General features: G+C 78.0%; 12 protein-coding genes. 8 read left to right on the top strand and 4 right to left on the bottom strand.

Annotation, left to right across the window (positions count from 1 at the left end; genetic code table 11):
• The first annotated feature begins 219 nt into the window (after positions 1 to 219).
• From ACI79Z_RS06685 to ACI79Z_RS06675, 3 genes are all read left to right on the top strand, one after another.
• A complete protein-coding gene (locus ACI79Z_RS06685; protein ID WP_456902122.1) occupies positions 220 to 1,380 on the top strand; it encodes a metallophosphoesterase in 1,161 nt (386 codons plus the stop codon).
• Positions 1,381 to 1,459: 79 nt separating this feature from the next.
• Positions 1,460 to 2,200, top strand: a complete 741-nt coding sequence (locus tag ACI79Z_RS06680) for a GntR family transcriptional regulator (protein ID WP_456902121.1) — start codon at positions 1,460 to 1,462, stop codon at positions 2,198 to 2,200.
• 65 nt (positions 2,201 to 2,265) lie between these two features.
• Positions 2,266 to 2,598, top strand: a complete 333-nt coding sequence (locus ACI79Z_RS06675) for a hypothetical protein (RefSeq protein WP_456902120.1) — start codon at positions 2,266 to 2,268, stop codon at positions 2,596 to 2,598.
• An 8-nt stretch (positions 2,599 to 2,606) separates the two neighbouring features.
• Here ACI79Z_RS06675 and ACI79Z_RS06670 read toward each other — a convergent pair whose 3' ends face one another.
• Positions 2,607 to 3,740, bottom strand: a complete 1,134-nt coding sequence (locus tag ACI79Z_RS06670) for a hypothetical protein (RefSeq protein WP_456902119.1) — start codon at positions 3,738 to 3,740, stop codon at positions 2,607 to 2,609.
• A gap of 173 nt (positions 3,741 to 3,913) precedes the next feature.
• Here ACI79Z_RS06670 and ACI79Z_RS06665 point away from each other — a divergent pair, with 173 nt between their 5' ends.
• From ACI79Z_RS06665 to ACI79Z_RS06655, 3 genes are all read left to right on the top strand, one after another.
• Complete coding sequence (locus tag ACI79Z_RS06665; protein WP_387988681.1) at positions 3,914 to 4,378, top strand: MarR family winged helix-turn-helix transcriptional regulator; 465 nt, start codon at positions 3,914 to 3,916, stop codon at positions 4,376 to 4,378.
• Positions 4,375 to 4,839 (top strand): SRPBCC family protein, encoded by a 465-nt coding sequence (locus ACI79Z_RS06660; protein ID WP_387988682.1) that lies wholly within the window; start codon positions 4,375 to 4,377, stop codon positions 4,837 to 4,839. Before ACI79Z_RS06665 ends, ACI79Z_RS06660 begins: the two co-directional genes overlap by 4 nt.
• 98 nt (positions 4,840 to 4,937) lie before the next feature.
• A complete protein-coding gene (locus tag ACI79Z_RS06655) occupies positions 4,938 to 5,204 on the top strand; it encodes a GlsB/YeaQ/YmgE family stress response membrane protein (protein WP_387988683.1) in 267 nt (88 codons plus the stop codon).
• Between the two features lie 27 nt (positions 5,205 to 5,231).
• On the opposite strand, the gene ACI79Z_RS06650 is transcribed toward ACI79Z_RS06655, so the two are convergent.
• The gene (locus ACI79Z_RS06650; RefSeq protein WP_387988684.1) at positions 5,232 to 5,870 is read right to left on the bottom strand and encodes an MBL fold metallo-hydrolase; all 639 of its coding nucleotides are present in this window, start codon (positions 5,868 to 5,870) and stop codon (positions 5,232 to 5,234) included.
• A gap of 105 nt (positions 5,871 to 5,975) precedes the next feature.
• Here ACI79Z_RS06650 and ACI79Z_RS06645 point away from each other — a divergent pair, with 105 nt between their 5' ends.
• On the top strand, positions 5,976 to 6,233 hold the full coding sequence (locus tag ACI79Z_RS06645) for a hypothetical protein (RefSeq protein ID WP_456902118.1): 258 nt from the start codon (positions 5,976 to 5,978) through the stop codon (positions 6,231 to 6,233).
• On the opposite strand, the gene ACI79Z_RS06640 is transcribed toward ACI79Z_RS06645, so the two are convergent.
• Positions 6,230 to 8,821, bottom strand: a complete 2,592-nt coding sequence (locus ACI79Z_RS06640; protein WP_456902117.1) for a LuxR C-terminal-related transcriptional regulator — start codon at positions 8,819 to 8,821, stop codon at positions 6,230 to 6,232. The genes ACI79Z_RS06645 and ACI79Z_RS06640 overlap by 4 nt on opposite strands.
• Positions 8,818 to 10,839 carry an Hsp70 family protein gene (locus tag ACI79Z_RS06635; protein WP_456902116.1) on the bottom strand — a complete coding sequence of 674 codons (2,022 nt, stop codon included), beginning with the start codon at positions 10,837 to 10,839 and terminating at the stop codon, positions 8,818 to 8,820. Before ACI79Z_RS06635 ends, ACI79Z_RS06640 begins: the two co-directional genes overlap by 4 nt.
• 271 nt (positions 10,840 to 11,110) lie before the next feature.
• On the opposite strand from ACI79Z_RS06635, the gene ACI79Z_RS06630 reads away from it, so the two are divergent.
• On the top strand, positions 11,111 to 12,337 hold the full coding sequence (locus ACI79Z_RS06630) for an IniB N-terminal domain-containing protein (RefSeq protein WP_456902115.1): 1,227 nt from the start codon (positions 11,111 to 11,113) through the stop codon (positions 12,335 to 12,337).
• The last annotated feature ends 83 nt before the right edge of the window (positions 12,338 to 12,420 follow it).

Genomic DNA, 12,420 nt, shown 5'->3' with positions numbered 1-12,420 from the left:
GCGGCCCGGGACGGGAACGTCCCGGGCCGCCCGCACGTCTCCTGCCGTGGTGTCTCCCGCACAGCCGAAGCGAGGTCCGTCCTGTCCCTGATCGGTCTGCTCGGCTTCGGGACGGTCGTCCTCGTCGCCCTGCTCCTCCTGCACGGCTACCTCTGGTGGCGCCTGGTCAGGAGCACCACCCGGCCCGGCCGGGCGCGGCGGCGGCTCACCGCCCTCACCGTGGTGCTCGCCCTGCTGCCCGCGACCGCGGTGCTGCTGCGCCGCACGCTCCCCCTGGACGCCGCCGCCCCGCTGGACTGGGTCGCCTACACCTGGCTCGGCGTCGCCTTCTACGCGTTCCTCGCGCTGCTCGTCCTCGAGCCGGTCCGCCTGGTGCTGCGCCGCTGGACCCGCCGGCCCGCCACCGCCACCGCCCCCGCCGCCGTCCCGGCCACGCCGGCACCGGTGCCCGCCGTCGGCCCCGACCCGGAGCCGGGCCCGGAGCCGGAGTCGGGCCCGGAGCCGGAGTCGCGGCCGGAGGACCGCGCGGTCGTCGCGGATCCCTCCCGCCGGCTGTTCCTCGCGCGCTCACTCGCCGTCACCGCCGGTGCGGTGGCGCTGGGCACCGCCGGCACGGGCGTGTACCTCGCCAACTCCGCGCCCGTCGTCCGCCGGGTGCCGGTCACCCTGCCGCGGCTGGACCCGGCGCTCGACGGCCTGCGGATCGTCACCTTCTCCGACGGCCACCTGTCGGCCACCTACGGCGGACGGCGCTTCGAGCGGCTGGTCGAGATCGTCAACTCCCAGCGGCCCGACGTCGTGGCCATCGTCGGCGACCTGGTCGACGGCGAGGTCGACGAGCTGCGCGAGGAGGTCGCGCCGCTGGCCGACCTGGTCAGCGAGCAGGGCGTGTACTTCGTCACCGGCAACCACGAGTACTTCGTCGACACCACGGCCTGGCTGCGGCACCTGCCCACCCTCGGCGTCGAGGTGCTGCGCAACGAGCGGGTGCCGATCACCCGCGGCGGCGCGTCGTTCGACCTGGCCGGCATCGACGACCGCACCGCGGCCCGCTCCGGCGTCCCCGGGCACGGCGCGGACCTCGACGCCGCCCTCGACGGCCGGGACGACGCGACGCCGGTCGTGCTGCTCGCCCACCAGCCGTACATGGTCGACCAGGCCCGGGCCGCCGGCGTGGACCTGCAGCTGGCCGGGCACACGCACGGCGGGCAGCTGTGGCCCTTCGACTACGCCATCCGCCTCGACCAGCCCGCGGTCGAGGGCTGGTCCCGGCACGGCGACACGCAGCTGTACGTCACGACCGGCGCCGGCTACTGGGGACCGCCCATGCGGATCGGTGCGCGGCCCGAGGTGACCGTGGTCGAACTCCGGGCACCGTAGAGGTGGACGTCACCCGAGCGAGAGACGTCTCATACGACATGACGTCCTCAGACGTCTTCTCCCGCATAGTCTGGCGTCCGTGACAGTGGCGACGGCGGGACCGAAGTACCTCTCGGTCCGTGAGCACCTGCGGCGCCGGGTCGCCGCGATGCCCGAGGGGGCCCTGCTGCCCCCGGAGCCCACGCTGTGCGCCGAGTACGGCGTCAGCCGGATCACCCTGCGCCGCGCCGTCGACGGGCTGGTCGCCGACGGGCACCTCGTGCGCGAGCAGGGCCGGGGCACCTACGTCACCCGCCCGGCGATCCGGCACGAGTACCGCGAGAGCTTCGTCCACCGCATCGCCGGCTGGAGCTCGGTGATGGCCGAGCAGGGCGCCCAGGTGGGGACGACGGTGCTCACCCAGCGGGTCGTGCCCGCGCCGTCGCCGGTGGCCGCCGAGCTCGCCCTCGACGTCGCCGAGGACGTCGTCGAGCTGGAGCGGCTGCGCAGCGTCGACGGCGCGCCCAACCACGTGGCGCACAGCTTCCTGCCCGCCGCGCTCTACCCGCGGGCCGCGGAGGAGGACTTCAGCGAGGGCTCGCTGTACGACTTCCTGCGCCGCGAGTACGGCGCCGACCTCGCGCACGCCCGCATCGTCGTCGACGTCGGCACCGCCGCCCCGGACGAGGCCGACCTGCTGCGGATCGCCGCCGGCTCGCCGCTGCTGGTCGTCCGCACCACCGTGCGCGACAGCGCCGGGCACCCGCTGGTGCACAGCTTCTCCCGGCTGCGGCCGGACGTGAGCCAGGTCGAGTTCGAGGTGTCGGTCACCGGCCGCTGACCGGGCGGACGGCGGGCCGCCGAACCCGCTCGACCAGAGGACGGGCCCGCTGGGACGCTCCCGGCGTGCCGCTCGACGTCGCAGGTGCGCTGCGCGACCGGTTCCTGGCGACCGCGGAGGAGGTCGCGCGGGCACGGCCCGAGGTGGACGCCGGGACGGCCCGCGAGGTGTTCCTCGAGGCGGCGACCCTCCTCCACGACGGCCTCGTCCTCGACGACCTGGACGAGCACGACGCCCTCGCCGTCGTCGCCGGGCTGTCCCTCGCCCTCGTCACCGACGATCCCGGCGCCGCTGTGCGCGCGCGTTCCCGGGCCGCGGCGGAGGACCCGGGGGACCTGCACGACCCCGGGGCGGTGTCCGCAGCCTACCTGCTGGCCGCGGCGACCCTGCAGCTCTGAGGGCGCCGTCAGCGGCCGCTGAGCGCGGCCGGCCGGTGCTGCAGGTCGAGCACCATCCGCACGAACCCGGCGCGCTCGACAGCGTGCGCCAGGAGGTCGTCGCCGACCGGTGCGCCCAGGTGGTCCAGCGGCAGGCTGGTGCACGGGTACCGGATGAGGGCCGCGGCGACCGCGGCCCGGTACAGCCGGTCGGCCGGCACCTCGAGCCCCTCGGCGGCCAGCCCCGCGGCGTAGGCGGCCACGGCGACGTCGAGCAGCGCGGGCACCTCACCGGCGGGCGCGGTGCCGGCCTCGGCCCGGCCGAAGACGAGCGGGACGACGTCGAACCCGGCCGGCGCCGGTGTGGCCGTCCCCCAGTCCAGCAGCACGAACGTGCCCGGCTCGTCCGGGGGGCGCAGCAGGTTCGCGGGCGTGGCGTCCCCGTGGGCGGGCAGCTCCGGCACGCAGCCGAGCTCGTCCCAGAGCGCGGGCACCCGGCCGGCCAGCTCGCCGAGGTCCGGGCGGAGCGCGGCGACCTCGGGCGCCCGCATCGCCGGGTGGGCCCAGGTGTCGTCGGCGGCCAGCAGCGGCAGCGCGTAGCGGCCCAGCCGGTTGGCGACGTAGTTGCCGAGGAAGGTGTCGCAGGGCACCGGGACCCGCGGCTCCTCCCGCCGGCGCGCCGCCGCGCGGCCGAGCGCGGTGGCCGCCGCCCGGATGTCGCCGGCGGTCCAGGGCCGCTCGGTCGTGGCCACGTCCTCCAGCCACAGCGTGACCCGGTCACCGGGACCCTCCGTCGCCAGCACCAGCCCGGGCACCCGCAGCCCCGGCGGCAGCCGGTCCCGGACGCCGGAGGCGTAGACGTCCGCCTCCGTGCGCCACGGGATCTGCGAGTCGATGTACTCGCGGACCGGCGGGGGGATCTCCGGGGGCAGGCCCTCGCGCGCCCGCTGCAGCTCCTTGACGACCAGCGGGAGCCGTACCGGACCGGTGGCGTCCCGTGCGGTGACCGCCACCCGGGTGAGCGCGCGGGTGGTCGGCGCGGAGATGCGGTGCGGGACCGGCGTGGTGGTGACGGCGTCGACGGTCAGCCCGGGACGGCCGGTCCAGCGGCGCAGGGCGGGGAGCAGCTCGGCGACGGTCGTCCCGCCGGGCAGTGCGCTCACCGGGGGGCCGCCGTCCCGGGGGACGGGGGGTCGGGCTGCACCGGGGCGGGCCGGAGGGGGAGGTGCGGGCGCAGGGGGCGGAAGAGCGCCAGGCACGGAGGGGTCGTCATCACGAGCTCCCGTGGGAGGATGGTCAAGCCGCTTGTCTGACGGTGCATGGATGGTGAAGCCGCTTGTCCGATCCCGTCAACAGAGAACGCCCCGTCCTGGTCACCGCGTTGCTCGAGCAGGCGATGACCCTGATCCGGGACGACCTCTACGCGCTCAGCGACGCGCGCTACCCGGGCCTGCGCATGCGGCACTACCGGCTGCTGGCGATGCTGCCGGCCCAGGGGGAGCGGCTGAGCCGGCTGGCCGCCGACAGCGGGCACACCAAGCAGGCCCTGGCCCAGGCGCTCGCGCCGCTGCAGGCCGGCGGGTACGTCGAGGTGCTGCCCGACCCCTCCGACGGGCGGGCGCGGCTGGTCCGGCTCACCGACCGGGGCCGGGAGGTCGACGAGGCGGTGCGCCGGCGCCTGGCCGCCGTCGAGCGGGACTGGGCGCGCCGGGTGGGGGAGGAGCGCTGGGCCGTCGCCCGGGCCGTGCTCGCCGACCTCGCCCCGGGACCGGGCGGGCCCCCGTCTACCGTCGGGACGTGACCACGGCCAGCGGGACCCGGGAGGTGGCCGCCCCGCGCAGCCGGGTGTGGCGGGCGCTGGCCGTGCTGGAGCCCTACTGCGCCGTCTGCGACGTCTCCTACGTCGTCGAGGGGGGCCGGTCCGGGAAGGGCGCCCGGTTCGTCTGCGTCCCCGGCCGCCTCGCCGCCGACCGGACCCCGCGCGAGGGGGCCCCGCGCGGGGAGATCGTCGAGTGGGAGCCCGGGCGGGTGGTCACCACCCGGCTCGAGCTCACCCCCGAGACGTGGACGACGCGCATCGAGCTCGACGACGCCGCCGACGGCGCCACCCGGGTGACCGTCACGCTCACCCACGAGCCGCGCCGTCCCCGGCTGGCCGACCGGCTGGCCCGCCGCGCCGTGCAGCAGTTCGTGCAGCGCACCGTCGACGACGAGCTGGACAAGCTCCCGGCGCACGTGGAGCAGGTCCCCGCGGACCAGTGACGAACGGCCCGGGTGTGCGCGGTGATCATGCGGGTAGATGAGCCCCAGGCGCGCCCGGCGACCGGCCGGGCGCCACGCACCCACCCGGAGGACTCGTCGTGATCGGTTTCCTCGTGGCCGGTTTGATCATCGGGGCCCTGGCCCGCCTGATCGTCCCGGGCAAGCAGCACCTGGGCATCCTCGCCACCCTGGCCCTGGGCCTGGTCGGCTCCCTCATCGGCGGGCTCATCGCCCAGTTCTTCGGCACCGGCAGCATCTGGGAGCTCAACGTCCTGGGCTTCGTGCTCGCCGTCGTCGCCGCCGTCCTGCTGATCGGCGTCGCCGAGAGCGTCGCGGGACGCAACCGCCGCACCGTCCGCCGCTGACCTCGCGCCCGGGGGAGGGGGCGGGCCTCAGAGCTCGACCGCCTCCCCCGGGGTCAGCCGGCCGTAGGGGGTGGGTGTGCCCGGGCCGCGCTCGCCCAGCAGGCCGGCCATCAGGCCCAGCCCGGTGTCGTTGAGCAGGCCGTCGTGCACGGCGAAGGCCTGGTCGGCGTCCACCGCCCGCACGTAGTCGATCACCTCGGCCGCCTTCGACCACGGCGCGTGCAGGGGCACCAGCAGCGTGGCCACCGGGGTCCCCGGCACGGTGAACGCGTCGCCGGGGTGGAACACCTGGCCCCCGACCAGGAAGCCGACGTTGCGCACCCGGGGCAGCTCGGGGTGGACCACCGCGTGCCACTCGCCGTGGACCTGCACGTCGAAGCCCGCGACGGTCAGCGCGTCGCCGTCGCCCACCGCGTGCACCCGGCTCCCCGGCCCGTCCAGCTGCTCCGCGACGGACGGGTTCGTCCACACCTCCAGCGCCGGGTCGGCCTCCAGCGCCGCGCGCAGCCGGTCGCCGACGAAGTGGTCGGGGTGCTCGTGCGTGACCAGGACCGCGCTCGCACCCTCCAGCGCCGCGGGGTCGGTCCAGGCGCCGGGGTCGACGACCAGCCGCCGGTCGCCGTCACTGATCACGACGCAGGCGTGCCCGTGCTTGGTCAGCTCCACGGGGACATCCTGCCGCCGCCCCCGCCGGCCCGCCGTCTCACCCGGGTGGGTGACACCGCGGCGGCCCGCCTCCCGGAGGCCGGGCAGCCTGTCGACCCTCCCTGCATGGCCCCCACCGCCGCCTCGACCGCCCCCACCGCGTTCGCCGCGACCGCCTACGTCGCCGCCCGCAGCCGCGCCCACGGCCCGACCGCCGCCCTGTGGCACGCCGTCGAGCTGCACCGCCCGGCCCCCGAGGTCGACGGCGCCTGCGAGCTCACCCTCTGCGGCACGCTCGCCCGCGTCACCCTCGACGAGGACTGGCCGACGTCGGCCCGCGACGTCTGCGTCCCCTGCGCCGCCCTGGCCGGCTCCGGCCGCTAGGCGCCCTCCGCGAGCTCCGCGCGCAGCCGCGCCAGCAGGTCCGACCGCGTGCCGGCGCCCAGCCGCTGGCGCATGCGCGAGACGTGGTGCTCCACCGTCTTCGCCGAGATGTACAGCCGCCCGCCGATCTCCCGGTAGGTCCGCCCCTCCACCACCAGCCGCGCCACCTGCCGCTCCCGCTCGCTGAGCGTGCCCGTCGCCACCGGGGCGGCCGGCGGGGCGTCCTCCCCGGACTCGCCGGGCGTGTCCCCGTCGGTGGGGTCGACCAGCGTGCGCGCGCAGGCCAGCAGGATCGAGCGGGCCCGTGCGTCGGTGACCCGGGCCGCGGCCTGCCCCGCCAGCCGGGAGCCGTCCCAGCCGAGCCCGGCCGCCCCGAGCGCCTCCGCCGCGGCCACCACCGCCGGTGGGTCGATCTCGTCGGTGAGGACGTGCAGCCAGGTCCGCCCGGCCTCGGCCAGCGTCGCGGCGTGCGGGCTGGTCCGTGCCGCGGCCACCAGCGCTGCCGCGTGCGGCCGCAGCGCCGCGGGGTCGTCGGTGATGATCGCCGCCTGCGCGCCGCTCCAGTGCAGCGGCGTCGCCCACAGCTGCGGGTCCCCCAGCCGGGCGAGCAGCGCCTGCGCCTCGGTCAGGTGGGAGCGCAGCCGGTCACCGTCGCGCAGCCGCGCCGCGGCGACGACCAGCTCCCCGAGCGGCAGCAGGGTGAACAGGTCCACGGGGTGCCGGACGACGGCCTCGCGCGCCCGCACCCACGCGCGCACCAGCGCCGGGACGTCGCTGCTGCGGCGGGCCAGGCCCACCTCCAGCGCCTGCAGGAAGAGCTCGTCGCGCGGCTCGAGGGCGCCGCCCTCGACGGCCTGCGCCTCCGCCATCAGCTCCCGGGCCCGGGCCATCCGGCCGGCCAGCATGGCGATCCACGCCAGCAGCAGCAGGTGCCGGGGACGCGCCGGTCGGCCGCCCAGGTCGGTGTCGACCGCTCGCTGCAGCACCGACTCGGCGACGGTCAGCTCACCGCACTGCAGCGCCACCAGCGCCGACAGCGCCGCGGGGGTGTCCACGAGCAGCGCGGTCCGGCCGACCGGCTCCAGCAGCGCGGCGGCGCGGGTGAGCGTGGACAGCGCCGCGGGCACCGGGTCGGCGGCGTCCGTCCCCGACCGCAGCGAGCACGTGATGCCCTCCGCCATCAGGTCCTCGCTGACCGACAGCATCGTCGGCGCCCCGGAGGTCCCGGCCCGCGCCGCCGCCACCAGCCGGGCGGCCTCGTCCGGGTGTCCGGTGGCCAGCAGGGCCAGCGCCGCCGAGCCCGCGTGCTCCGGGCCGGCCAACCGGCAGAGCTCCGCGGCGCGGCCGAGCAGCCCGCGCCGGGCCAGCACCGCCGCGAGCACCCCGGCGGCCCGGGCCCGGTCGGGGGCGAGGGGGTCGGCGAGGGCGGCGTCGGCCCAGCGCACCGCGCCGTCGAGGTCGCCGGTCAGGGCGGCGGCCTGGGCCCGCCGGGCCGACAGGCAGGCGACCGGCGCCCCGGTGTCGACGGCCGCGCTCAGCAGCTCCCCGGCCAGCGCCGGGTCCGCACCGAGAGCGGCGTCGGCGTGCCGCTCCAGCAGCGCGGCGGCCCGCGGGTCGCGCACCCGGTCCGCGGCCAGGCCGCGGGCCAGCCCCACCGGTTCCTCGCCGCGCTCGACCAGCAGGCCGAGCAGCCGGCGCCGGGTGCGCCGGGTGACGTCGGCGGGGGTCGTCGCGAGCAGCACCTCCTGCGCCACCGGGACCACCCGCCCGTCGGCCAGCACCAGGCCGGTCGCCCGCGCCGCGGCGATGAGGTCGGCCACCTGCTCCAGGGGGACGTCGAGCAGCCCGCCGAGGACGTCGTCGTCCAGCGGGGCGCCGGCCGCGACGGCGTGCACCAGCGCCCGGGTCCGCTCGTCGAGGGCGTCGAGGTCGGCGCTCAGCTGCGCCCGCATCTTCTCGGGGACGACGCGGAGGTCCACCCGGCCCGGCCGCCGCGCGAGGGCGGACAGCAGGCCGTGCACCAGCGCGGGGAGGCCGCCGGTCCGGGCGTGGACGGCGTCCGCGAGCGCGGGCGTGGCGGCCGGTCCCAGGCAGGCCCGCGCCCACTCCTCGACCCGGGCCCGGTCGACGTGGCCGAGCACCACGGAGTGCCGGTCGTCGGGGACCTCGGCGGCCACGTCGGCGAGCAGGGCGGTGAGGGCGGCCGGGCGCGGCCAGGGCCGGGAGGCCAGGACGACCCGGGCGTGGGGGGACCGCAGCGCGCGGCGCACCCGGTCGGCGACCTCCGCGGTGGCGCGGTGCGCGTCGTCGACGACGAGGACGAACGGCCCGGTCACCGCGTCGGGGTCCTCGGTGCGCGCGTTGAGCACCGTCAGTCCCGCGCGCCGGTGCAGCGCGGCGACCTCGTCGAGCAGGTGCGTCTTGCCGGTCCCCGCCGGACCGCAGACCACGACGGCACGTGCCGCCGCCGCCCGCGCCACCGGGCCGTCCGCCATGTTGCCGGCCAGCCGGGCGGGGCGGGGTCCGGGGACGCGGGCCGCGGGGGAGGCGGCGGTGTGCACGACGGGGGGATGGGCGACGGCGGTCACGGGGTACCCGGGGACGGCGCGGCCGGGCCGGTGGTGTCAGCGGCGGGCGTCTCGGGATCGTCGGTCGTCGTCGTCCCCTCGGCGGGTGGCGTCGTGGTGTCCGGAGCCGGTCCCCCGGTCCCCGGGTCCTCGGTGGGGGTCTCACCCGGCGTCTCGGTCGGGGTCTCGGTGGGGTCCTCGGTGGGCGTCTCGTCCGGGGTCTCCGACGGGGTCCCCGAGGGGGTCTCGTCCGGTGTCCCCGACGGAGGTGGTCCGGACGGGGGACCGGCGGTCCCCGACGGGGTGGCGGCCGGTGGCGCGGTGGTCCCCGGGGTCGGGTCGCCGCCCGACGCCGTGCCCCCGGTGGGGGCCCCGCCCGTGGTGCCGCCGGTCGGGGTGCCCGCGACCGGCGTCCCCGCCGGAGAGCGAGGGGCGGTCGAGCTCCCCGCCGCGCCGGTCGACCCCGGCGTCCGGGGGTCGACCGCCGGGACCGCGGTGACGGCGCCGGCCGACGCGGCCGGGTCGTCGGTCGCCCGCACGCCTCCCGCGGACCGGGCCGTGCCTGCGGGGGCAGCGGCGCCGGCCGGTCGGGCGGCACCCGGTGCGGCGACGCCGGGCGACCCGCCGGTGGGCGCGGCGCCGTCCTCGGCCTGCGCCACCGGGACCTCGCCCCCCGGCGCGGCGGTGCCGCTGGTGCCGAGGAGGCCCGCCACGGCGGGCGGCAGCACGAGCAGGCACAGCAGCAGGACGCCGACGAGCACACCGCGCTGTGCCCGACGGGCCCGGGCGCGGGTCCGCTCCGGCCCGGCTGCGGGGTGCCGGCTCCCGCCCGGCCCCCGCGGCGGGGCGCCGGGCACGGGACGCCGGGCCCCGGCCGGGACGGCCGGGGGCGGCGCCGCGTGGAGGGCGACGGCGGCGGGGGTGGGGACGCCGTCGGCGGCCGTCCCCCCTGCGGCCGGGTCCTCCGTGGCCAGCGCCTCCATGGCCAGCGCCTCCGTGGCCAGGGCCTCCGCGGCCAGGCCCGCCGCGCCCAGGGCCGCGGTGAGCTCCGGTGCGGGCCCCAGGGCCAGCGGCCGGCCGAGCTCCCCGGAGAGCACCTCCGCGACCAGCGGCATCCGGGCCCCGCCGCCGGTGAGCACGACCGCGTCCAGGGCGGCCGGGTCCACGCCGGCGGCCTCGACGGCGGCCCGCAGCCGCGCGGCCGACTCCCGGACCGGGCCGTCGAGCAGCTCGTCGAGCTCCTCGCGGGTGAGCCGGACCGCCTCGGGACCCACCTCCACCCGGGTGGCGGTCTCCTCCGAGAGCGCCTCCTTGGCCGCGACGCACGCGCGCCGCAGCGCCGCGGCCGCCTCCGGGTCCGGGGCGCCGGCCGAGGACCCGCGGACGTGGCCGACCAGCAGGTCGTCGACGTCCCGGCCACCCCACCCGAGCGGCGCGGGCGGCGGCGCGAGGTGCCGCGGCAGGCCGGCGTCGGGATCCCCCGGGTCGGGGCCCACGACGGCGAGGTCCACGGTGGCGGCGCCGAGGTCGTACACGGCGACGGTCGGCCGCTCCGGCAGCTCACCGGTGCCGGTGTGGCGGGCGACGGCGGCGACCGCGGCGGAGACCAGCGTGAAGCGGGGGACGCCCGCCTCCTGCAAGGCCGCGGCGAGCGCTGCCCGGCGGTGGCCGGCCCACGACGGCGGCACGGTGACGACCGTCCAGGCGTCCGGCCGGCCCAGCCGCTCCGCGGCCGCGGCCCGGACCAGCTGCACCGCCCCGGCCACCACGGCGGCGGCGGGGACCGGGCCGGAGCCCAGGTGCAGCGGCGTCGCGGCGCCCACCCGCGCCAGGACGCCCGCCGCCCGCCCGGGGACGGGGTCGCCGAGCCGGACGCCGTCGTCGTCGACCGCGAGTGCGACCGGGGGGTCCCCCGGTCCCCCCAGGGGCAGGGGCTCGGCGGCTCCCGCGCCCTCGGCGCAGACCGCCGCGGCGACCGTGCCGTCGCCGATGTCGATGCCCAGCCCGTACTCGCCGTCGCGCACAGGTCCCCCCGTCACCCTGCCCGCCGGCCCGCTCCCTGAGCCGGTACGCCGCAGGACCGTATGTCGCCTGCGTCACGCCTGTCCCTGCTTCCTCCCGCGTGTGGTGCCGGCGGGCGGCAAGTAGGGGGCGACACCCCGAGTCCCCTAACGGGGAGTCAGCGCGCACCCCCCAACGCGGAGTCGGAAGTGGGGGGACGCCACCCGCTGCCCGGGCGCGGAGGGGGCGGCTGAACTGCCGTCGCCAGCCGGCCGACGACGGGCGGCTCACGGACCCGGAGGACCTGCCATGACGAACGTCGCCAGTTCGCTGCTCGACTTCATCCTCGACCTCTTCCGCGACCCCGAGGCCGCCGAGGCCTACGCGGCCGACCCGACGGGCGCGCTCGCCGCCGCGGGCGTCGACGCCACCCCGGCCGAGGTCGACGACCTCATGCCGATGGTGGCCGGCTACGCGCCGGTCAGCTGGGGAGGTCACGGCGGCCGCGGGCACGACGACGACGGCTACGGCCACTCCCACGACGCACACCACGGCCGGTCCGGCGGGTGCGACGACGACAAGCCGGGCCCCGCCCCGGCGCACGGCGGCGACGACGACCGGCCGAGCCCCGCCCCGGCCCGCGACCACGACCACGACGAGGCCGCCTGCGACACCGACGAGGACCACGGCGGCTGGCAGGGCGGCGGCGGGCACGCCCCGGCGCCGGCCCCGGCCGCCGGCAGCGAGACGGTCGTCATCACGCACCTGCAGAACATCTCGGTCACCTACACCGACGTGGACGTCGAGATCGACGCCTCGCACAGCATCTGGGTCAGCGGCGACGCGCAGGCGATCTTCGGTGACGACAACGTGGTGGTCGGTGGCGACGGCGTGGCGGCCGGCGACGACGTCGAGGACGTCGAGGTCGACAACAGCGAGACCACCGTCGACGTCTCCGACTCCGGCAACAGCTACGACGTCTCCGGTGACGGCAACTCCGTCGGCCACGGCAACACGACCGACAACTCCGACGAGTCGGTGCACGTGGACGACTCGGTGAACGGGTCGTTCAACGGCAACGACGTCACCGTCGGGGACGACAGCCCGATCGTCGAGGACTCGGCCGGGGTCGAGACCGGGGACGGCAGCGTCGTCGGCGGTGACCAGGTCGGCAGCGAGAACTCCGGCGGCACGAACACCACCGCCAACGACGGTGGCCAGGTCGGGGACGACGTCTCGGTGGACCTCGACAACGTCGGCAACGACTACTCCGAGACCGACAACTCGGTGGACCTGGAGAACGTCGGCAACGACCACTCCGAGGAGACCTCGGTCGACCTGGACGACGTGGGCAACGACTACTCCGAGGACAACTCGGTCGACCTGGACGACGTCGGCAACGACTACTCCGAGGACAACGACGTCTTCTCCGAGGACAACGACGGGAACGGGTCGTTCAACGGCTCGCTGAACGACACCGTCGAGGACAACGACGACGTCGTGGTCGTCGCCGAGGTCGACGCCGGCGGTCACTGACCCGGACGCGCCCGGCCCCGGCGTCCAGCGCGCCGGGGCCGGGCTGCCTTCCGTCCGCAGTCGGGCCCGCAGTGGTATCACCG

This window comes from Geodermatophilus sp. SYSU D00663 (assembly GCF_054050655.1).
This window is presented reverse-complemented; position numbering and strand designations above follow the sequence as displayed.

Excerpts from the sequence above, each read along its gene's own strand:
- ACI79Z_RS06645 (WP_456902118.1), top strand. The coding sequence starts at position 5,976 with ATGGCCCCCACCGCCGCCTCGACCGCCCCCACCGCGTTCGCCGCGACC.
- ACI79Z_RS06630 (WP_456902115.1), top strand. The coding sequence starts at position 11,111 with ATGACGAACGTCGCCAGTTCGCTGCTCGACTTCATCCTCGACCTCTTC.